Source organism: Serratia myotis (assembly GCF_027474885.1).
Taxonomy (GTDB): Bacteria; Pseudomonadota; Gammaproteobacteria; order Enterobacterales; family Enterobacteriaceae; genus Serratia; species Serratia proteamaculans.
In genome coordinates this window covers 2,515,754-2,536,851 of sequence record NZ_CP099707.1, presented here as the reverse complement: position 1 = coordinate 2,536,851, position 21,098 = coordinate 2,515,754, and the positions used below count along the sequence as shown (strand labels likewise).

The 21,098-nt window shown below is 58.0% G+C and carries 21 protein-coding genes and 1 pseudogene; 13 read left to right on the top strand and 9 right to left on the bottom strand.

Features of this window, described 5'->3' with window-relative positions; all coding sequences use genetic code 11:
* Window positions 1–62: 62 nt before the first annotated feature.
* The 8 genes from NHG65_RS12170 (at window position 63) to ydfG (ending at window position 8,286) form a co-directional block, all read left to right on the top strand.
* Entirely contained in the window at window positions 63–1,313 is a 1,251-nt protein-coding gene (locus NHG65_RS12170; protein ID WP_499183385.1) for an extracellular solute-binding protein, read from the top strand.
* A gap of 9 nt (window positions 1,314–1,322) precedes the next feature.
* Window positions 1,323–2,231 (top strand): carbohydrate ABC transporter permease, encoded by a 909-nt coding sequence (locus tag NHG65_RS12165; protein ID WP_099061893.1) that lies wholly within the window; start codon window positions 1,323–1,325, stop codon window positions 2,229–2,231.
* Window positions 2,221–3,060 (top strand): carbohydrate ABC transporter permease, encoded by an 840-nt coding sequence (locus NHG65_RS12160; protein ID WP_085116666.1) that lies wholly within the window; start codon window positions 2,221–2,223, stop codon window positions 3,058–3,060. The genes NHG65_RS12165 and NHG65_RS12160 overlap by 11 nt, the downstream gene beginning before the upstream one ends.
* Window positions 3,061–3,079: 19 nt before the next feature.
* Window positions 3,080–4,033 (top strand): carbohydrate kinase family protein, encoded by a 954-nt coding sequence (locus NHG65_RS12155; RefSeq protein ID WP_499183384.1) that lies wholly within the window; start codon window positions 3,080–3,082, stop codon window positions 4,031–4,033.
* Complete coding sequence (locus NHG65_RS12150) at window positions 4,033–5,112, top strand: ABC transporter ATP-binding protein (protein WP_499183383.1); 1,080 nt, start codon at window positions 4,033–4,035, stop codon at window positions 5,110–5,112. Before NHG65_RS12155 ends, NHG65_RS12150 begins: the two co-directional genes overlap by 1 nt.
* Before the next feature lie 177 nt (window positions 5,113–5,289).
* Entirely contained in the window at window positions 5,290–6,732 is a 1,443-nt protein-coding gene (locus NHG65_RS12145) for an MFS transporter (RefSeq protein WP_112347460.1), read from the top strand.
* A 97-nt stretch (window positions 6,733–6,829) separates the two neighbouring features.
* Window positions 6,830–7,351 carry a GNAT family N-acetyltransferase gene (locus NHG65_RS12140; protein WP_207977021.1) on the top strand — a complete coding sequence of 174 codons (522 nt, stop codon included), beginning with the start codon at window positions 6,830–6,832 and terminating at the stop codon, window positions 7,349–7,351.
* A 185-nt stretch (window positions 7,352–7,536) separates the two neighbouring features.
* Window positions 7,537–8,286, top strand: a complete 750-nt coding sequence (gene ydfG / locus NHG65_RS12135; RefSeq protein WP_099061888.1) for a bifunctional NADP-dependent 3-hydroxy acid dehydrogenase/3-hydroxypropionate dehydrogenase YdfG — start codon at window positions 7,537–7,539, stop codon at window positions 8,284–8,286.
* Between the two features lie 35 nt (window positions 8,287–8,321).
* Here ydfG and NHG65_RS12130 read toward each other — a convergent pair whose 3' ends face one another.
* Window positions 8,322–8,648 (bottom strand): YnfA family protein, encoded by a 327-nt coding sequence (locus tag NHG65_RS12130; RefSeq protein WP_099061887.1) that lies wholly within the window; start codon window positions 8,646–8,648, stop codon window positions 8,322–8,324.
* Between the two features lie 148 nt (window positions 8,649–8,796).
* Between NHG65_RS12130 and NHG65_RS12125 the strand changes: the two genes are divergently transcribed.
* Both NHG65_RS12125 and NHG65_RS12120 read left to right on the top strand, forming a co-directional pair.
* Window positions 8,797–9,165: a DUF1283 family protein gene (locus tag NHG65_RS12125; protein ID WP_099061886.1), complete on the top strand. Its 369-nt coding sequence runs from the start codon at window positions 8,797–8,799 to the stop codon at window positions 9,163–9,165.
* 89 nt (window positions 9,166–9,254) lie between these two features.
* Window positions 9,255–9,554 (top strand): DUF1161 domain-containing protein, encoded by a 300-nt coding sequence (locus NHG65_RS12120; RefSeq protein ID WP_112347462.1) that lies wholly within the window; start codon window positions 9,255–9,257, stop codon window positions 9,552–9,554.
* Between the two features lie 36 nt (window positions 9,555–9,590).
* Here NHG65_RS12120 and NHG65_RS12115 read toward each other — a convergent pair whose 3' ends face one another.
* On the bottom strand, window positions 9,591–11,078 hold the full coding sequence (locus NHG65_RS12115; RefSeq protein ID WP_283603152.1) for an MDR family MFS transporter: 1,488 nt from the start codon (window positions 11,076–11,078) through the stop codon (window positions 9,591–9,593).
* Between the two features lie 275 nt (window positions 11,079–11,353).
* Here NHG65_RS12115 and clcB point away from each other — a divergent pair, with 275 nt between their 5' ends.
* On the top strand, window positions 11,354–12,634 hold the full coding sequence (gene clcB / locus NHG65_RS12110) for a voltage-gated ClC-type chloride channel ClcB (RefSeq protein ID WP_499183382.1): 1,281 nt from the start codon (window positions 11,354–11,356) through the stop codon (window positions 12,632–12,634).
* Here the strand turns inward: clcB and bioD are convergent.
* The 3 genes from bioD to NHG65_RS12095 all read right to left on the bottom strand — a co-directional run bounded on the left by bioD (window position 12,631) and on the right by NHG65_RS12095 (window position 15,721).
* Window positions 12,631–13,302 (bottom strand): dethiobiotin synthase, encoded by a 672-nt coding sequence (gene bioD / locus NHG65_RS12105; protein ID WP_099061882.1) that lies wholly within the window; start codon window positions 13,300–13,302, stop codon window positions 12,631–12,633. The two genes, clcB and bioD, sit on opposite strands and share 4 nt — an antisense overlap.
* 151 nt (window positions 13,303–13,453) lie before the next feature.
* The gene (mlc, locus tag NHG65_RS12100; protein WP_099061881.1) at window positions 13,454–14,671 is read right to left on the bottom strand and encodes a sugar metabolism global transcriptional regulator Mlc; all 1,218 of its coding nucleotides are present in this window, start codon (window positions 14,669–14,671) and stop codon (window positions 13,454–13,456) included.
* A 159-nt stretch (window positions 14,672–14,830) separates the two neighbouring features.
* On the bottom strand, window positions 14,831–15,721 hold the full coding sequence (locus NHG65_RS12095; protein WP_499183381.1) for a LysR family transcriptional regulator: 891 nt from the start codon (window positions 15,719–15,721) through the stop codon (window positions 14,831–14,833).
* A 149-nt stretch (window positions 15,722–15,870) separates the two neighbouring features.
* Between NHG65_RS12095 and NHG65_RS12090 the strand changes: the two genes are divergently transcribed.
* Together NHG65_RS12090 and tus are read left to right on the top strand one after the other, a co-directional pair.
* The gene (locus NHG65_RS12090) at window positions 15,871–17,136 is read left to right on the top strand and encodes an MFS transporter (protein ID WP_219016097.1); all 1,266 of its coding nucleotides are present in this window, start codon (window positions 15,871–15,873) and stop codon (window positions 17,134–17,136) included.
* A 155-nt stretch (window positions 17,137–17,291) separates the two neighbouring features.
* Window positions 17,292–18,230 (top strand): DNA replication terminus site-binding protein, encoded by a 939-nt coding sequence (gene tus, locus NHG65_RS12085; RefSeq protein ID WP_099061878.1) that lies wholly within the window; start codon window positions 17,292–17,294, stop codon window positions 18,228–18,230.
* On the opposite strand, the pseudogene NHG65_RS12080 reads toward tus, so the two are convergent.
* The 4 genes and pseudogenes from NHG65_RS12080 to NHG65_RS12065 all read right to left on the bottom strand — a co-directional run.
* Window positions 18,220–18,357, bottom strand: a pseudogene (locus NHG65_RS12080) (VOC family protein); the annotation flags it as partial. The gene tus and the pseudogene NHG65_RS12080 overlap by 11 nt on opposite strands.
* Window positions 18,358–19,047, bottom strand: coding sequence for a helix-turn-helix transcriptional regulator (locus NHG65_RS12075; RefSeq protein WP_112347468.1), 690 nt, complete (start codon window positions 19,045–19,047; stop codon window positions 18,358–18,360).
* 59 nt (window positions 19,048–19,106) lie between these two features.
* A complete protein-coding gene (gene fumC, locus NHG65_RS12070; protein ID WP_207977028.1) occupies window positions 19,107–20,504 on the bottom strand; it encodes a class II fumarate hydratase in 1,398 nt (465 codons plus the stop codon).
* A gap of 251 nt (window positions 20,505–20,755) precedes the next feature.
* On the bottom strand, window positions 20,756–21,094 hold the full coding sequence (locus tag NHG65_RS12065; RefSeq protein WP_099061876.1) for a hypothetical protein: 339 nt from the start codon (window positions 21,092–21,094) through the stop codon (window positions 20,756–20,758).
* Between the last annotated feature and the right edge of the window lie 4 nt (window positions 21,095–21,098).

The following is a 21,098-nucleotide window of genomic DNA, read 5'->3' as shown; positions in this document are numbered from 1 at the left end:
GGTGCCCTCCAATAAAGCAATCAAATTGATTTAAGAATCTTTTTAACACCGGAGAACGCACAATGAAAAGCCATACCCTCGCCGCTACGGCAGCCTGTACCCTGTCTGCCCTGGCGTTCGGCCTGTCATCCGCCTATGCCGCCCCAACGCAAATCAACGCGTTGTTTATGACCCAGGCGGCCTACAGCGAAAACGATATCCGTGCCATGACCGCGGATTTTAGCAAACAGCACCCGGATATCACCGTTAACCTTGAGTTTGTCCCTTACGAAGCGCTGCACGATAAAATCGTCGCGGCGCGCGGCGCTGGCAGCAACGGCTACGATGTGGTGCTGTTCGACGCCATCTGGCCAGCGGAATTCACCAAGTTCGGCCTGCTGCAAGATGTCACCTCGCGCATCAGCGCCGACGACAGCGCTAAAATCTTTGCCGGTGCCATGACCACCGTCACCTACAAGGACAAGCGCTGGGGCATGCCGTGGATCCTCGACACCAAATACCTGTATTACAACAAAGCCATGCTGGCCAAGGCCGGGATAACCGCCCCGCCGCAAACCTGGCAGGAACTGGCGCAGCAGGCTGAAATTCTCAAGCAGAAAAACGTGGTCAAGTATCCGCTGGTGTGGAGTTGGTCACAGGCCGAGGCGTTGGTTTGCGACTACACCACGCTGGTATCCGCCTATAAGGGCCAGTTCGTCCAACAGGGTAAAATTACCTTCTCCAGCCCGGGTTCTCTGCAGGCCGTCGACTATATGAAAGCCTCGCTGGATAAGGGGCTGACCAACCCGAACTCCCGCGAGTATTTGGAAGAGGACGTGCGTAAGGCATTCTCCAACGGCGATGCGGCCTTCGCGCTCAACTGGACCTACATGTACAACATGGCCAACGATCCGAAGCAGAGTAAAGTGGCCGGTGACGTCGGTATCGTCCCGGCTCCGGGATCGGTAGCGGGCCAGGTCTCTGCGGTGAACGGCTCCATGGGGCTAGGTATCGCCAAGGCCAGCGCCCACCCCGATCAGGCCTGGCAGTACATCAGCTACATGACCTCGCAGCCGGTGCAGGACAAATACGCCAAGCTGAGCCTGCCGATCTGGAAGTCGTCCTACGACGACCCGGCGGTGCAGAAAGGTCAGGAACCGCTGATCGCCGCCGCCAAGCAGTCGCTGAACGTGATGCTGTCGCGCCCTGAAACCGCCGATTACTCCCGGTTGTCCAACGGTTTGCAGCAGGACTTGCAGCAGATCCTGCAGGGCAAGGTCACGCCACAGGCCGGGCTGGATGCCGCGACCCAAAGCGCTGCACGGTTGCGTTAAGCGATGAGCATGCTCACTTTACCTCAACGTGAGCGGCGTCAGGCATGGGTGCTGCTGGCACCCATGCTGCTGATGATGCTGCTGTTAACCGCCTGGCCGCTGGGCCGAACCCTGTGGCTGAGTTTTACCGACGCAGCACTGGTGGGTAACGACATAACGCCGGCCTGGGTTGGCGCGGATAACTTTATCTATGCCCTGACCGACCCGGATTTTCAGGCCGCGCTGTGGCGTACGCTGTATTTCACCCTGGTTTCGGTGGCGTTCGAAGGGGTGATCGGCGTACTGGTGGCGCTGCTGCTTAACCAGAAATTCCACGGCCGTAATGTGCTGCGGGTGCTGGTGATTTTGCCCTGGGCGCTCCCCACCATCGTCAACGCCACGATGTGGCGGCTGAACTTCAACCCGGATTACGGCAGCATCAACGCGCTGTTGACCCAGCTCGGGGTGATTGACCACTACCGCAGTTGGCTGGGTGACCCGGCCTCGGCACTTAACGCAGTCATGCTGGCGGACATCTGGAAGAACTACCCGCTGATCACCCTGCTGACGCTGGCGGCGTTGCAATCGATCCCGGACGACCTGTATGAAGCCGCCCGACTGGACGGTGCTTCCGCCTGGCGGCGTTTCCGTGCCATCACCCTGCCCGCCATTCTGGCTCCGCTGGCGGTGGCGTTGGTGCTGCGCACCATTGACGCCTTCAAGGTGTTCGACATCATTTACGTCATGACACGCGGCGGGCCGATGGACAGCACCAAGACCCTCAGCTTCTTCGTTTATCAGGAGTCGTTCAGCTATTTGCGGGCCGGCAGCGGCGCGGCCTATGCGGTGTTGATGACCCTGCTGTGCGGCCTGTTGATCGCACTGTACATGCTGATGCTGTTCCGCCAGCGCAGAAGGAGCCTCGCCAATGAAGCGTAAAATCCGCCTGATATTGCGCTACGGTGCTGCGCTGCTGCTGGCCGTGTCGATCCTCGCGCCGATGTTGTGGTTGTTTCTGATGAGCGTCAGTTCCTCGGCCGATCTCACCCGGGTACCGCTGGAATGGTTGCCGCGCCACTGGGACTTTTCGCGCTACGGCAGCCTGCTGTCTTTGCAGCCCGGCCAGCCGGGTGCCTTGTTCCTGCACGCGCTGTTCAACAGCCTGCTGGTGGCCTGCGGCGCTACGCTGATTTCGTTGTTGCTGGCGATCCCGGCGGCGTTCAGCTTCTCGCGCTATCCCGGCCGCGACGGTTGGCTGTTTGCCAGCCTGGCGATTTACATGGTGCCACCGGTGGCCTTCGTGCTGCCGCTGTACTTTATCCTGCAGCAGTTGGCGTTGCTGAACACCCATATCGGCCTGGTGCTGGTCTACTGCTCGCTGATCCTGCCGTTCCTCACCTGGATGCTGAAAAACCAGTTCGACGCCCTGCCGATCGATATTGAACAGGCGGCCCGGCTGGATGGGTTACGTCAGTGGCAGGTGCTGTTACGTATTACGCTGCCGTTGGCCAAGCCGGCGCTGGGGGCCTCGGCGCTGTTTGGCTGGCTGCTGGCCTGGGACGAATTTTTCTACGCGCTGCTGTTCACCAGCAATATTCAGGCGCAGACGCTGCCGGTGACCATCGCCGGTTTCACCGCCGGGCGCGCCACCGATGACGGGCTGATCGCCGCCGTCGGCATTCTGGCTGCCATTCCGCCGCTTTTCATTGCCATCTGGCTGCAAAAAACGCTGGTTAGCGGTTTAACCAGCGGCGGCAGCAAGGGCTAATTTATTCAGGGAAATTAACATGATGAGTACCAACACCCGGCCCACGCTGTACGTGGTGGGCAATATCAACGTCGACGTGATCATGAGCACCCTGCAACAGTGGCCGCAAAAAGGCACTGAGGCGATGCTGGATCACAGCGAACTGCGCCCCGGCGGCTCGGCCGGCAACTGCGCGCTGGCGCTGGCGGCGCTGGAAACCCCCTATCGGCTGGTGGCCAATCAGGGCAATGACTACTTCAGCCCCTGGCTGGCGCAGCTGTTCCCGGAAAGCTCGCTGTACTGGCCGACCTACAGTTGCGAAACCTCGCTGACCTTCGGCGTGACCCATCCCGATAACGAACGCACCTTTTTCAGCAACCAGGGCCATATTACCCGCCTGAGCCAGGACGACGTGCTGCATCAGATCCCACTGTTCGCCGGTAATGGCGACACTATTTTGCTGTGCGGCACCTTCCTGTGCACCGCCTTGTTGGCAGAATATCCGGCGTTGCTGCAAACCCTCCGTCAGCGCGGCTATCGCATTGCGGTTGATACCGGCTGGCCGCCACAGGGCTGGAGCGATGCGCTGCGCGGGCAGATCGCCGACTGGCTACCGTTCTGCGATATCCTGCTGCTGAATGAAGTGGAAACCTGCGGCATGGCAGGTCATGAGGATCTGTATACCGCCGCTCGCACCCTGAACCGGCAACAGCCGGCCGACGCGGCCTGTGTGGTGAAATGCGGCCCGGACGGCGCTCGTATGTGGTGTGGCGAACGGCAGTTGCAGGCAGCGGCACATCCGATCAAGGTGGTGGATACCATAGGTGCCGGCGACAGTTTTAACGCCGGTTTTCTGACGGCCTGCCTGCACGGCCATTCGGCCGCAGTGGCGCTACGCTGGGGCATTCGTGCCGCCAGTCACGCCATCAGCAGTTCGCCACGCCAGTATCTGGACTGGAATACCCTGAAAACCTGCGCCGGAGAAATGGTCTGATGGCTAGTGTCGAACTGGTAAAAGTGGCCAAGTACTACGGCAAACAGCGGGTGCTGAACCCGTTGGATTTGACCATCTCCGACGGCAGTTTTACCGTGCTGGTCGGCCCGTCCGGCTGCGGCAAGTCTACGCTGCTGCGGCTGCTGGCCGGGCTGGATACGCTGACCGAAGGGGCGATCCTGCTGGATAAGCAAAAGATTAACGATCTGGATCCGGCCGATCGCGATATTGCCATGGTGTTCCAGAGCTACGCGCTCTACCCGCACCTGACGGTGGCGGAAAACATGGCGTTTCATATGCAGGTGATGAAGGTCGCCAAAAGCGAGCAGCAAAGCAAGGTACAGCAGGCCGCGCGTATTCTGGCGATCGACCATCTTTTACAACGCTATCCGAAAGAGCTGTCCGGCGGCCAGCGCCAGCGGGTGGCGATGGGCCGTGCCATGGTGCGCAACCCGAAAGTCTTTTTATTCGATGAGCCGCTGTCCAACCTCGATGCCCAATTGCGGATGGAGCTGCGCGCCGAGATCAAATCGCTGCATCAGCAGTTCAAGACCACCACGGTGTACGTCACCCACGACCAGATTGAAGCGATGACGCTGGCCGACCAAATCGTGGTGATGAAAGACGGCAATATCGTGCAGCAGGGCAAGCCGCTGGAGATCTACGATGCGCCCGCCAACACCTTTGTGGCGCGTTTTATCGGTTCACCGCCAATGAATCTGTTGGAGGGTATCGTCACGCCGCGCGACGATCGGCCCGGCGTGACCTGCGGTGAACTGTGGTTGCCGCTGCCCGCCAAATGGCGATTGGCGACGCCCGGCAGCCCGGTGATCCTCGGGCTACGGCCGCACGATTTCCATTTGGTCGACGTCAGTGAACAACCGGCCGCCACTTTGCGCCTGATGGAGATCACCGGCGATGTCAGCCTGCTGCACCTGACCTGGGGCGGTTACCCCCTGCATGTGCAACTCAGCGGACGGGTTAATGCCGAGAGCGGTCAGCCGCTGTGGTTGGCGCCCAACACGGAGGCCATCCACCTGTTCGATGCCGCAACGGGGCAACGACTGAGTGAGAATTGAAGCTGGTAAACACCCCAGCGGGCGCCATCAGTGCGCCCGCTAATAATCACTCCCTTAACCTCTTTTTAACCTCTGTGTGATGCGCTATGCTCCAAAACTCTGCCAGCGTTAACATTTTTGAAACGGGGTTTCTGTCATGCCTGCATTCTGTTTGTGCTCCGCCCGGTGCGCTCTGTCATGAGCTTGCTTTCACGCGCCAGCGCGCTACCGCTGCTGGTGGCGGGCGCCTTCTTTATGGAAAACCTCGACGGTACGGTGATTGTTACCGCCATGCCGCAGATGGCGGCGGCCTTCGGCGTGCGGCCGGTGGACATGAACATTGGTATCTCGGCCTACATTCTGACGCTGACGGTGTTTATTCCCGCCAGCGGCTGGATTGCCAACCGCTTCGGCGCCCGCAATATTTTTGCCGCCGCGGTACTGATTTTTACCCTGGCATCGGTGCTCTGCGCCGCCAGCGTTAATCTGCCCACCTTCACCGCCGCCCGTATTTTGCAAGGCTTCGGTGGCGCACTGATGGTGCCGGTCGGCCGCCTGGTGGTGCTGCGCAACACCGCCAAGCCGGATCTGATCAAAGCCATCGCCACCATTACCTGGCCGGGGCTGGTGGCACCGATCCTCGGCCCGCCGGTCGGCGGTTTTATTACTACCTATGCCTCGTGGCACTGGATTTTTATTCTCAATGTGCCTTTGGGTATCGCCGCACTGTGGCTGGCCTGGCGGCTGATCCCACAGGAAGCACCGCAGAAAGGCGTGCCCTTTGACGCCCTCGGCTTCGTGCTGACCGGCATCGCCTGCTTCGGTCTGATGTTCGGCCTGGACTTGATCAATCATCCGCAGCTGTCCTGGCTGGTGCCGGCGCTGTGCATTGCCGGCAGCCTGGCGTTAGGCACGCTGGCGGTTCGGCATGCCAAACGTACCGCCCACCCACTGATCAACCTGTGGGCGATGCGGATAAAAAGTTACGCCGTCACTATTTGGGGTGGCACGCTGTTTCGTATCGCCATTGGTGCCGTGCCCTTCCTGCTGCCACTGCTGTTTCAGATTGGGTTTGGTCTGAACGCTTTCGACGCCGGGCTGCTGGTGCTGGCGGTATTCGCCGGGAATCTGGTGATGAAGCCGTTTACCTCGGCGGTGCTTTACCGTTTTCGCTTTCGAACCACGCTGGTAGTGAACGGCTTGTTGAACGCCATTACCATTTTCGCCTGTGCGCTGTTGACGCCACAGACCCCGATCTGGCTGATTCTGGCGCTGCTGTTCGTCAGCGGGCTGACGCGCTCCATGCAGTTTACCGCGCTCAATACGCTGGCCTTTTCCGAGGTGCCGCAGCCGCAGATGAACGGTGCCAATACCCTGTTCAATGTGTCGCAGCAAATGGGCAGCGGGCTGGGGATCGCCATTGGTGCGCTGGCGCTGCGGTTGGCGGAGATGCTGATGCCGCAATCGGGCGAACGCATCCCCTTGGTCGATTTCCAGTGGGCGTTTGTGGTCATCGGCGTGATTGCCCTGCTGGCGGTGATCGACTGCTTTACCCTGGACGCCAACGCCGGCAGCGAGGTACGCCAAAGGAAACCCGCCACCGTCCCGGCAGCGCACTCACCTCAACGATTGCAGAAATAAGTCGCATCTGCCGCCAATCAACGTAATATCGATGATCCGCCCCGTTTCACCGGTGCGGATTTTTTGCCGTTTTGGCCTGAAAAGCGAGGTAATAATAATGATTCACAGTGACCTTTCTCAGTGCCGCGTTAACACCGACCGGTTGTTGATTGCCCCATTTACCGCAGCAGACGCCGACGATGTCTACCAGGCGATCACCCCTACCTTGACGCGCTATATGAACTTTGAGCCCGAGGAGTCGCCGGAGGCATTTGCTAACGTTTGGCAAACCTGGCTGCCGCTGATCCGCGAAGGCGAGGAAATGATTTACATCGCCCGGCTGCGCGATACCAAACAGTTTGTCGGCATGGGTGGCGTGCACGATTTGTATAACACCACGCCAGAACTGGGCATCTGGGTGAAAGAAAACCTGCACGGCAAAGGCTATGGCCGTGAAATTGTTCACGCCATGGCGGTGTGGGCCAGTGAACGCTACCATCCGCGGCACTTTATCTACCCGGTAGCCGAACAGAACACCCCAAGCCGACATATCGCCGAATCTCTGGGCGGCAAAGTAGCCGGCCGCCGCGAAAACACCAAATACGACTGTGTGGTGTATCACATCCCTCCGCAGCTATAAACATTCCCGCGGGCCTGCCTGTCTGGCCCGCCTTGGCTTTCCCCCTAAATAATTGACCGAAAACCGCCCGTCTGGCAGCAGCGATGGCGGTTTTTCAACGTGGATGCCGATAACCACTGCCACTTGAAGTAGGTTTATGCTAATGCTAATAGCATCCAGGTTAAAAACAGTTGAGGAACAGCAACATGATCATTTTTGTTACGGGCGCCACATCCGGTTTTGGTGAGGCCATTACACGACGCTTTATCCGCGAAGGTCATCAGGTGATTGCCTCCGGCCGTCGTATGGAACGCCTGGAAGAATTGAAAGACGAATTGGGCGAGGCACTGCATATTGTCCGTCTCGACGTGCGTAATCGCGCGGCCATTCAACAGGTGATTGATGAACTGCCGACGGCACTGCGCCACATTGACGTACTGGTGAACAACGCCGGGCTGGCACTGGGCATGGAACCCGCCCACAAAGCCAACGCCGAAGACTGGGAAACCATGATCGACACCAACGCCAAAGGCCTGGTGAACATGACTCGCGCCCTGCTGCCGGACATGGTCGAACGCAACATTGGCCATGTGATCAACATCGGTTCGGTCGCGGCCAACTGGCCGTATGCTGGCGGCAACGTCTATGGTGCGACCAAGGCCTTCGTCAAGCAGTTCAGCCTGGGCCTGCGTGCCGATCTGCACGGCACTCGCATCCGGGTTACCGACATTGAGCCGGGTCTGGTGGGCGGTACTGAATTTTCTAACGTGCGCTTCAAGGGCGACGACGGCAAGGTGGATAAGGTCTACGACGGCGCTAACGCACTGACGCCAGAAGATATCGCCGAATCGGTGTTCTGGGTCGCGACCCTACCAGGCCACGTCAACATTAACTCGCTGGAAATCATGCCGGTCAGCCAGTCCTTTGCCGGACTGAACATCCACCGCGAGTCTTGATCCTGTGCGGCAGGGGTTGCCCCTGCCGTCGTTTTTCAGGCCGCGCGCCAGCCGGAAACGATAATCAGCATGCCGGTTAACGCCACACCCGCCCCCAGCCAGTCCAGTGCCGATAACTTAACCCCGTCCACGACTCGCAGCCACAATAACGCCGTCGCCACATAGACCCCGCCATAGGCCGCATAAACTCGCCCGCTGGCTGCCGGATGCAGTGTTAACAGCCAGACAAACAGCATCAGGCTGAACGCCGCAGGCAGTAATAGCCAGGCGCTGGCACTTTTCTTCAGCCACAGGTAGGGTAAGAAACAGCCGATGATTTCGGCCAGTGCGGTGGCGAAAAATAGCAAAGTGGTCTTTAACATGGGGGAAACTTTCTCTCTGTAAACTAAACGAGGCAGTGCTTGACTGGTGCAGTCCAAGGCCGTGATGGTATATTTATCAACACGCCTGCGGGCAAGTCAAAGCCAGTGTTGCCGTTATCAGGCAACACTAACTCATAAGGATGAAACGATGAAAACACTTTCGACTCAACGACTGCTGCGCGGGATGCTGCCGGTCGCCATGCTGATGCTGATGGGTGCCTGGCAGGCTCCGGCACTGGCCGCCAGCTGCACACAGGGCAGCACCTGCGTGACCGTCGATGGCAGCAACAGCGGCGCCATGAGTACCGAAGCGGCCCGCCAGAGCAAACAGCAGTTCAACGATACCAAATCCCTGCGCAATAAGGTTAATACCCGCGTAGAGAAAGAGTTCGACAAGGTAGACAAGGCGATTGACAGCGAAGATCGTTGCGACGACAGCCTGAACGTTAACGCTTACTGGGAGCCAAACACCCGCAAATGTCTGGATCGCCAGACCGGTCGTCAGATTAATCCTTAATCTTGTCGCAGCCCGCGGTGGCCGTTACCCTGCGCCGCCGTTGCTGCTATCCTGAAAAAGGATGCTCATTTTCAAATAAGGACGAATTGATGAAAAAAGCGCTTATCTTGGGTGCACTGCTGATGGCCGCTGCGCCGCTGGCCGCCCTGGCCTCGTGCGAAAGCGTGCAGGCAGACATTTCGCAGAAAATTGTCAAAAACGGCGTGCCGGAATCTGGCTTCAAGCTGGATATCGTGCCTAACGATCAGGCCCAACAGGCCGGTGGGCTGGTGGTTGGCCACTGCGAAAACGACACGCAGAAGATTGTTTATACTCGCCTTGCCAACGGCGATGACAACGGTGACGCGGCTCAGACCGGCACCAGCCAGGATACGAAAACCTCGCAATAATTGTTGTTCAGGGCGCTCTGTGCGCCCTTTCCTTTTTTACGCCTGCTCCGCCTCTTCACCCTCACCCTGTGGCCGATGCCGCGCGGGGATCAGCATCGCTGCCGCCAACGCCAGCAATGACAACAGTGCAGAAACCAAAAATACCCAATGCAAAGAAGCGGCAACCTGCTGCGTCATCTCGGTCAGGATTTCTGGTGCCATTGCGCTACGCGCTGCCGGTTCCATCAGTTGCTGTACCGGATCGGCCGTTTGCGGCAAGCGAATTTGCAGATTGATGTTCAATGTCGCGCCCAAAATGGCGGTACCGATGGCCGAACCCATCATGCGGGTAAATACCGTACAGGCGGTGGCAATGCCGCGGATGCTGTGGTGAGCGGCATTCTGCACCGAAACCAGAAACGTGGTGTTGCACAGCCCCATGCCCGCACCGACCATAAAGGCGGCTACCCGCCCCCACAATAAACCGCCGGTCGGCTGCAGCAGTAACAGAATCAGGCCACCGGCCAACAGTAGCAATGCCCCCAGCAGCGCCGTGGTGCGGTAAGAGGTCATCAGCATCAACCGACCGCTGAAGGTGCTGGCCAACGGCCAACCAATCGACATCAGCGCCAGTGTGGTACCGGCCTCCAGCGGCGTTCCGCCCATCACGCCCTGAATAAAGGTCGGCAGGAAGGCACTGATGCCCATCATCGCCGCACCAATCACCAGCCCACCAATATTACCGGCCACAATCACCCGACTTTGCCACAGCGCCAGCGGGAACAGCGGCTCCGGTGCACGCCGTTCCTGGCGGACCAGCAACATCAGCGAGACGGCCGCCAACGCCAATAGCGGCACTACCCACCAACCGAGATTTTCTGCCTGCAACAGCGACAATAGCAGCGCGGTAACAAACAGCGTCAGCCAGGCGGTACCCGCCAGATCCAGCGCGTGTTTACGCACCTGTCGGCTGGAGGGAAGATAACGCGCGAGGAAAAACATCGCCAGCAGCCCGATCGGCAAATTGACCCAGAACACCAGTGCCCAGGGCAAATGCTGGACGATAAACGCCCCCAGCAATGGCCCGATAATCGCCGACACGCCCCAGACGCTGGAAATATAGCCCATTACCTTTGGGCGCTCGGTGGGGCTATAGATGTCACCAATAATGGTGGTGGCTGTCGGCATAATCGCCCCGGCACCCAGCCCCTGCAGCAGCCGAAAACCAATCAGCCAGTACATATTGGGGGAGAAACCGCACAGTATCGAACCCAGCAAAAACAGCGACGCGCCAAAGAAAAATACCCGTTTGCGGCCCAGCAGATCCGCCAACCGGCCATAGATTGGAATGGTGATGGCCTGCGCCAACAGATAAACCGCGAACACCCAACCGAGCAGGGAAAAGCCGCCGAGATCGCCAATGATGGTTGGCATCGCCGTGGCGACAATGGTCGCCTCGATGGCGGACATAAACATCGCCAGCATGCAGGCAATCAGGATTAAGGGACGATGGGCGATCAGAGCAGGTGTGTCGTTATTTGTCATTGCGTTATTACAAACCATGGATTCTTATTTGCTTTAAATTATACCAGCCGAATTGAAGGTTGCCGTTACCGGTGTCTGGTTCCCTGTTTTGACTGGCGATAAACGCACCATTTGAACAGAAGGTGACAGCGTAACTATTAGGCCACCCAATGGTTCGACAGAACAAACAAACCACGGGCCGGTCGGCGAATCTGGAAAGATTCTCTGGCCTTCGGTTGGGGTGACAAGCACAATGTTCAGCGACCCTTTCATTTTTCTCAAGATTTTACTGACGCATGAAACGATTGGTCCACCTGCACCATTATCGCGCCCTGCTGCGCCGCCTGTTTATCGCCATCTTTCTTGGTATTGCCGCTGCGTTGGTGGTTTGGCTGTTTCATCGTGCGATGCTCGGGCTGGAATGGTTACTGCTCGCCCACGAAGATGGCAGCCTGGTGGCTGCAGCCGCGGCAATGCCGGGCTGGCGCAGAGCGTTAACCCCGGCATTGGGCGGATTGGCGGCGGGTTTGCTGCTGTGGGTTTATCAGCGTTATCAGCACCAGCGGCAGGTTGCCCCAACCGACTACATGGAAGCGATAGAAACCGGTGATGGGCGACTGGACGTCAGCGCCAGCCTGGTGAAATGTCTGGCCTCGCTGCTGGTGGTCTCCAGCGGCAGCGCTATCGGACGCGAAGGGGCGATGATCCTGCTGGCAGCCTTAGTGGGGTCAGTCTTTGCCCAGCGCTTCACCCATGAGAAAGAGTGGAAGCTGTGGGTGGCCTGCGGTGCCGCTGCCGGTATGGCCAGCGCCTACCATGCACCGCTGGCGGGTAGCCTGTTTATCGCTGAAATTCTGTTTGGCACCCTGATGCTGGCCTCACTCGGCCCAGTGGTGATTGCTGCCGTCAGCGCCCTGCTGGTGACCAATTTACTTAACGGTGGTCAGGCGCCGCTGTATCTGGTGGAACCCCTGCCCGCGCCCTGGCCGGTGCAATATCTGCTGATGGCGCTACTCGGCGTTTTAGCCGGCGTCTGTGGGCCGTTGTTCCTGTGGGCCATGTCCTCTTCCGGTCGCGCATTCCGCTCGCTACGGCTAAAACCGCCGCTGCAATTGGCGTTGGGTGGGCTGATTGTCGGGCTGCTTTCGCTGCTGTTTCCTGAGGTGTGGGGCAATGGCTACAGCGTGGTGCAGTCGCTGCTCAGTGCGCCCCCCGGCGTATTGCTGGTTGGCGCGATTCTGATCTGCAAGTTGCTGGCAGTACTCGCCAGTAGCGGTTCCGGGGCGCCCGGCGGTGTGTTCACGCCAACGCTGTTTGTCGGGGCGGCACTGGGTTCGGTGGTTGGGCAACTCTGTGCCATCTGGCCGGAGCTGGGCAGTGCGGTACCGATTCTGATGGCGTTAACCGGCATGGCTACGCTGTTGGCGGCCACCACCCACGCGCCCATTATGGCTGCGCTGATGGTGTTCGAAATGACCGGTGAATATACCCTGCTGCCAGGCATTCTGCTGGCCTGTGTGATCGCCACCACCGTATCGCGCGGCTTGCGCTCGGTGTCGGTCTATCACAATGCCTAACGGTTTAGCAGCGGAGAAATATCCAGATAACGCGCCAGTTCACGCTGTTCGGCGCGTGGCAAATAAGGGATTTCACCCAGCAGTGGCGCGGGAATACGCTGCTGCAACGCATCGATAGTTTCAGCGTAGTGCGCCAGCCCCGGATTGATGCGGTTAGCGACCCAGCCTAGCAAAGGTAAGCCATCATTAATGATCGCCTGCGCAGTTAACAGGGCGTGGCTGACACAACCCAGTTTGATCCCCACCACCAAAACCACCGGCAGTTGCTCCTGAATCACCCATTCGGCGTAAGGCCGCATATCGTTCATCAGCACGCGCCAGCCGCCGCTGCCCTCAACCACCACGGTATCGACCTTGGCGGACAAATGCTGCAACCCACTGCTCATCACACCGTAGTCGATATCGTCGGTGGGTTGCGCGTGAAACACTTCTTCCAGACAGGTGATGGGATTAATTTCCTGATACGACAGCGGCAGGGTTGAGGATGCCTGTAAAACCAAAGCGTCTTTATTGCGAAGGCCTTCGCTGGTTTCCTGACAGCGTGCTGCAACAGGCTTGTAGCCGGCCACAGAACGGCCCTGCGCGGCCAGCGCCTGTAATAAAGCGCGGGAAACCACGGTTTTACCGACATCGGTATCCGTACCTGTAACAAATAAACGCGATAACATGAATGAATTGCCCCGAGATGCACCGTTAACCAAAATATCGCCGAAAATACGGCGAAAGAGACGAACGGGAAAAGTCTAGAGGATGCAAGGAGGACGGGGCTTGAGGTAGCTCAACCTTTTGTCGTTAAACGATAAGAATTGCTGATTGGTGCTAGCCCTGCAGCAACTGCACCAGCAGAGAGCCGTTGTATAACGCTTCTTTCACCAGTGCCGCGCCGGGCATGGTGCCTTTATTGAAGAACTGCGTGGACTCCACCTGGACCTTCTCGCTGTAGGCCGGTAGTGACTGCTGGCTAATACAGGAGGCAATGGCCGGATGCAGAATTTCTGCCGCCCGGTTCAGCGGGGAACCCACCAGGATTTTTTCCGGATTGAACAGATTGACCATTATCGCCAGGATACGGCCTACGCTGTGGCCCACTCCCAGAATAATGTCTTTAGCCAGTTGGTCGCCCGCCAGCGCCGCATCACACAGTGACTCAACCGTCAGTGGCGCACCGTGCAGACTGGAACTCATTGAGGTGCCGAGACGTTGCTGGGCGATTTCCAGAATATTTTCGATACTGGCGACGGTTTCCAGACAGCCGTGATTGCCGCAGTAACAGCGTTTACCGTAAGGATCGACCTGCGTATGACCAATCTCAACCACGCTGTGGCTACCGGCGTGCAACACCCTGCCACCGGTGATCACCCCGGCGCCGACGTTGTGGTCGATCACCACCTGGATCACGTTCTGGCTGCCGCGTGAAGCACCGTATAACGCTTCGGCCATGGTCCAGGCGCTGATGTCGTGCTGCAAATAAACCGGCAGCCCGGTGCGCGTTTCCAGCGCAGGTCCTAATGGCATGTCTTCTACATCGTAAAACGGCATGCGGTGTACTACGCCGGAAATTGCGTCGACCATGCCCGGCAGCGTAATGGCGATCGCCGTTAACCGTTCCAGCTTGCTTTGATGACGGATAAAGAACTGGTCGACTTCAGCGAGAATGCGTTTTAACAGCGGGTCGGGATGTTCGGCGGCCAGTGGCAACAACTCTTCTACCACCAGTTTGCTGCTGATATCGCGCAGCGCCAGCGTAATGGTGCCCCGGCTGATGCGAGCGGAAAGGTAGTGCCAGGCTTCGGTGTCCAGTACCAGCCCAACCGCTGGACGACCGCGACTGCCGACTTCCTGAAATTCGGTTTCTTTAACCAGATGGGCTTCCAGCAGTTCGCGTACGATTTTGGTGATACTGGCGGGGGCGAGCTGAGCGCGTTTTGACAGTTCGATGCGCGAAATTGGGCCCAGTTGATCGATTAACCGATAAACTGCCCCTGCATTTGTTTGCTTGATTTGATCGATATGCCCAGGCTGCCCAACAGCAATCACAAACCTGCTCCTACTATTTTTCGCGCTTCTAAATAAAGACTATCGGCTATGGTGGGGCTTTTGTAATACAGCGTCAACTATTTGATTCGTTATGTGATTTGCTGCACAAATTCACCCCACTTTCACTGCGGATTGTGTTTTATTTACCCAGTTCAGCATTCAGGGCAACAGTAATGCCATCAAGGATTTGGCCGCGGCGGTCAGGGGCCGTTGACGATGATGTACCAGCCAAACTTCAGTCATCGCCTCTGGTTCCGCCAGCGGTAAATATTGCACACCGTCGATTTTAACCCGGGCAAAAGACGCCGGCAGAATCGAGATACCCAGCCCGGAAGACACCAGGCCAATGATGGTCATCGCCTCGCCCACCTCCTGGGTGATATAGGGAGTGATCCCTGCTTTGGCCAGCAGCGACAAGATCTCGTCATGCAGCGCGGTGCCCACCTCGCGTGAGAAAAACACAAAGGGTTCTTCCGCCAGATGTTGGAAACGCAGCGTGCCCGGCGCCACATGGGTTAGCAGGTGTCCTTCCGGTACCACCGCCACCAACGGCTCGCACAGTAACAGTTGATGCTTTAAGGCGTCCGGCAAGCGGGTATTACGCATCACCCCCAGATCCAGACTGCCATTGAGTAAGGGTTCGATCTGCTGCTTGGTGTTCACTTCGCGCATTTTGATATGCACCTGTGGGTGCTGTTGGCGAAAAGCACGCAAACTGCGCGATACCACGCTGATAAAGGGAGCCGAAGAGGTGAAGCCTATGGTCAACTCACCCACCTCACCCCGTTCCAGCCGCGCCGCTTTCTCCGCCGCGCGGCCGACCTGATCGAGCACCTGATAGGCCTCTTTCAGGAACATTTCCCCCGCCTGTGTCAGGCTGACATTGCGGTTGTTACGCGCCAGCAGGCGTGCGCCGACCATTTCCTCCAGCGCCTGGATCTGCTGACTGAGCGGCGGCTGGGAGATCCGCAGGCGTTCCGCGGCGCGGCCAAAATGCAGCTCTTCTGCCACGGCAATGAAATAACGCAGATGCCTCAATTCGATATTCATACTTTAAACGTCTTAATTTTAATTATTAATATATTAGACAAAAAACTGCCCTCTCCCTATGATTTTGTTAACCAAAGATGTGCTTGTTTAAATCACGCCAAGTTCGGTAAGGAAAAACTGTGACAACCCCTGTGCGTTCTGCGGCCAATATGCCGTCGACGCTGGCCGCCAATGACGATGCGGCTGCTGCGCCAAAAACTCAACGTTCCACCCTGAATAAACTTCCCTACATCGAACGCGGAACGCCGCAGTTTATGCGCGTCACCCTGGCGTTGTTCTCTGCCGGGTTGGCCACTTTCGCCTTGTTGTATTGCGTGCAGCCGATCCTGCCGGTTTTGTCACAGGACTTCGGCATCTCTCCGGCGGAAAGTAGCCTGTCGCTGTCGGTGTCCACCGGGCTATTGGCGATTGGCCTGATGTTTACCGGCCCGCTGTCCGACGCCATCGGCCGCAAATCGGTGATGGTGGTAGCGCTACTGCTGGCGGCAATCTGCACCCTGATTTGCGCCTTTATGACCAGTTGGCAAGGTATTCTGCTGATGCGCGCGCTGATAGGGCTCTCGCTGAGCGGCGTCGCCGCCGTCGGCATGACTTACCTGAGCGAAGAGATCCATCCCAGCTTTGTCGCCTTTTCGATGGGGCTGTATATCAGCGGTAATTCCATCGGCGGCATGAGCGGTCGTCTGGTGACTGGGGTACTGACCGACTTCTTCTCCTGGCGGGTTTCGCTGGCGGTGATCGGCCTGTTCGCGTTGGCCGCGGCCTGCATGTTTTGGCGCATCTTGCCCGAATCAAAGCATTTTCGCGCCAGTTCGTTGCGCCCGCGTACCCTGCTGATTAACTTCCGGCTGCATTGGCACGACAAAGGCTTACCGCTGCTGTTTGCCGAAGGTTTTCTGCTGATGGGCAGTTTTGTCACTATGTTCAACTATATTGGCTACCGCCTGCTGGCAGATCCTTATCACCTCAGCCAGGCGATAGTTGGCCTGCTGTCGGTGGTGTATCTGACCGGTTCTTACAGCTCACCGAAAGCCGGTGCCATGACCTCCCGTTTTGGCCGCGGGCCGGTGCTGTTGGCGTCAACCCTGATTATGCTGATCGGGATCCTGATTACCGCACTGGCACCGGTAGCGGTTATTTTCATCGGTATGATGCTGTTTACCGCCGGTTTCTTTGCCGCCCATTCGGTTGCCAGCAGTTGGATTGGTCGGCGTGCGCGCCGGGCCAAGGGTCAGGCATCTTCGCTTTATCTGTTCTGCTACTACGTGGGCTCCAGTGTCGCCGGTACCCTCGGCGGCGTGTTCTGGCACAGTTTTGGCTGGAATGGCGTGGTGGCCTTTATCAGCGTGATGTTGTTGCTGGCCCTGTTGGTGGTGCATTACCTGAAGAAACTGCCGGAAGCGGCACGCGTTTAATCTCTGGCCCACCGCCGCCCCAATGGGTGCCTGCGGTGGCCTTAATCCCTCTGTCAGGCCTGGACCACTCGGTATCCCCACCCACACCGTTGCTAATGTTGCCCTTTCGTTTGTGGGTCTCTTATTGTATGTTGTAACTAAAATAGGAGCGAGTGATGGATAAATACGGTTTAATCAGCAGGATGAATGCTTGCTTTAGCGAGCTTGAACAGGCGCTGGCAAGCCTGCATCAGCAGATCCTGCCGCTGCGCTTGCTGGCTGGGCGGGTATTCAGCCTGCCCGAAATCGAGAAAGGTAAAGAGCACGATGCCGTAGCGCAGATTGCCGTCGAGCAACATCTGGGCCTGGCCGCGCGCGATCTGGCGTTGGAGCACTATCAGCGGCTGTTTATCCATCACAACAAGCACAACATTAGCAGTAAGGCGGCGGTACGCCTGCCCGGTGTGATTTGCCTGGCGGTGGAAGCAACGGAATACTCTGAGTTGCAGCAGCAAATTGCCCTGATTAACCGGCTGAAGGCCGAGCTGGAGCAGATTATCACCGTCGACTCTGGCCTGGCACCGGAGCAGCGTTTTGACTTCGTCCACACCCACCTGCATGGCCTGATCACCCTCAGCGCCTATCGTACCCTCACCGTTCTGACCAATCCGGATTCGGTGCGCTTCGGCTGGGCCAATAAGCACATCATCAAGAACGTGAAACGCGACGATATTCTGGCGCAATTGGAAAAGAGCCTGAAGGCCGGACGCGCGGTACCGCCCCATAATCGCGAACAATGGGCCGAACTGGTCAGCCGTGAGATCGACGACGTCAGCCGTCTGCCCCAGCAGGCGGTGCTAAAAATCAAACGACCGGTAAAAGTGCAACCCATCGCCCGGGTTTGGTATCAACCGCAGCAAAAGCAGGTGCAACACCCCTGCCCGCTGCCGCTGATTGCCCTGTGTCAGGTGGAAAACGGTGCCCTGGTGCCGAAGATTGGCGAATTGCTCAATTACGACGCCTCGGCGGTGAAACATAAATACAAACCGGACGCCAGGCCGCTGCGGCTGCTGGTCAAGCGGTTGCATCTGTATACCGACGTTCCTACTCGCTGAGGCAGTACACCCGCAGACGATGACCATCCGGATCGCAGGCGACGAAGCTATAGCCGAAGTCCAGCGTCACTGGCGGCTGAATCATCTCCAGCCCCTGTTCGCGCCACTGCTGATAGAGCGCGTCTACCTACTGCGGCGGAATGCCCTGAGTCTCGTGCCACTCTTTCATCAGCGAACGGCGCCCACGCGGATAACGCTGCGCCAACGGCGTCGCCAGACGAATACGGTCGAGACGGAAATGGCGAAATGACTGGCGCAGTTCACACCAGGCAACCAGCATCCGCGCCTGTTCAAAATAGCCCAGAGCAAAGGGCCAGAGAATACGTTCGCTGGGGTTACCGTCACGATCGCAATAATCCACCGCCAGTTTGCGTTCCTGGCGGATCACCTCGCGGATCAGCACCAGAGTCTCGTCCGCCACCTTCACCAGATCCACCGGGCCAATCAGCAGCGTGCTGGCCTCCAATTCATCGCGCAGCGCCGCAGGCAGAACGTCGGCGATTTTCGCCAGCGCATTATTGGCCGCACCGGCCAATTGACTGTCGCCCCGACGGCCCACCCAGCGCATCCCCAGTACCAGCGCTTCTATTTCCTGCTGCGAGAACATCAGGGGCGGCAGCATAAAGCCAGGCCGCAGCACATAGCCCACCCCGGCCTCGCCGACAATCTCGGCGCCCTGCTGTTGCAGCGTGGCGATATCCCGGTACAGCGTGCGCATGCTGATATTCATTTCCTGCGCCAATGCATGGCCGGCAACCGGGTAGCGATGCCGCCGCAGGATCTGCATTAAATCGAGTAAACGCTCGGTACGTGACATTGAATTTTTTCCACAAAAAAGGCTTACCTCAGTAAGCCTTATGCTTCTGACTCAATCAATTACTTCTTCATGCTGCCGACCATGTCTTCCGGGCGCACCCACAGATCGAACTCCTCTTCGGTCAGGTAGCCCAACTTCAGCGCAGAGCCTTTCAGCGTCAGCCCTTCCTTGTGCGCTTTCTTGGCGATTTCTGCCGCTTTGTCATAACCGATGTGGGTATTCAGCGCGGTAACCAGCATCAAGGATTCATTCAGCAACTGGCTGATGCGGTCCCGATTAGGTTCGATACCCACCGCACAGTGCTCATTAAAGCCCTGCATGCCGTCGGCCAGCAGGCGGATAGATTGCAAATAGTTGTGGATCACCATCGGGCGGAATACGTTCAACTCAAAGTTGCCGGAAGCCCCGCCGATATTCACCGCCACGTCATTGCCCAGCACCTGCGCGCACAGCATGGTCATCGCTTCGCACTGGGTTGGGTTGACCTTGCCCGGCATGATCGAGCTGCCCGGTTCGTTTTCCGGGATCGAGATTTCACCGATGCCGCAACGCGGGCCGGAGGACAACCAGCGCACGTCGTTGGCAATTTTCATCAACGACGCCGCCAGCCCTTTCAGCGCGCCGTGGCCATGCACCAGCGCATCACAGGTCGCCAGCGCTTCAAATTTGTTGGGGGCGGTGACGAACGGCTGTTTCGTCAGGTCAGCCAGCGCCCTGGCAACGCGAACCGCGTATTCCGGATGAGTATTCAGCCCGGTGCCCACGGCAGTCCCGCCCAAGGCCAGTTCACAAATGTGCGGGATACTGGCCTCAATGTGCTGCAGGTTATGCGCCAGCATCGCCGCCCAGCCGGAAATCTCCTGGCCGAGGGTCAGCGGCGTTGCATCCTGCAAATGGGTGCGGCCAATTTTGACGATATCGCGGTAGGCTTCTGCTTTGTCGCTCAGGGTTTTATGCAGCACTTTCAGTTCGGGGATCAAATGCTCACGCACTGCAATTACCGCGGCTACGTGCATCGCGGTCGGGAACACATCGTTGGAGCTTTGGCTCTTGTTGACGTCGTCGTTCGGGTGCACCCGTCGCTCTTCCCCCCGCACGCCACCCAACAGCTCACTGGCGCGGTTGGCCAGCACTTCATTCATGTTCATGTTGGTCTGGGTGCCGGAGCCGGTTTGCCAAATCGACAACGGGAATTCATTGGTATGTTGATCCGCCAGCACTTCATCGGCAGCGCTGATGATGGCGTTGGCACGTTCGGCGGGCAGCAGGCCCAGATCCATATTCACGCTGGCCGCAGCGCGTTTGGTCAACGCCAGCGCATGGATCAGGGCGGTCGGCATCTTTTCGGAAGAGATGCGGAAGTGCTCCAGTGAACGCTGAGTTTGCGCCCCCCATAGCCGATCGGCCGGCACTTCAATCGGTCCCATAGAGTCTTTTTCAATACGAACGGCTGCCATCACGATCTCCTTAGTACAATTCCTAAAAATGTACGATTACGCCAACGCGCTCAAGCCCGCCGGCACACCCAACCAGTATAGTGACATAATAACTATTCGCATTAAGAGAGTTACTTCACAGCATTTTTTCAACATTGTCTGGATTATTGTACGGATATTGTTTTGGGGTCGGTTCTCTCAGCCCGGCAGGTAAATATCAGCAATAAAAAAGCGCCGACTGGCGCTCCGATTATTTATTCTTAATCCACAGATTAAGGGTGGTGTTGATTATAAGCGTTAATTCTTTGGTCCTGCAGGTGATTGATTTCATCGTAGGCGTCCTGACGCTCGTTGTGGCGATACACCCCCGCACCGACGGCACCAGCAACGGCGGCAACAGGATGAGCTACCGGGGCGGCGGTAACCACCACCGGTGCCGGTGTAACCACCACGGGCTGAGCCACCACCACGACCGGGCGTGGCGCGACGATCACCGGTCTTGGAGCGACCACCACCGGCCGGGCAACGCCATAACCATAAGCATGGGTGACCACGACGGCCGAATGGGCTGCGGAAGTGCACAGCATCAGAACCAGTAGCAGTTTTTTCATCAGC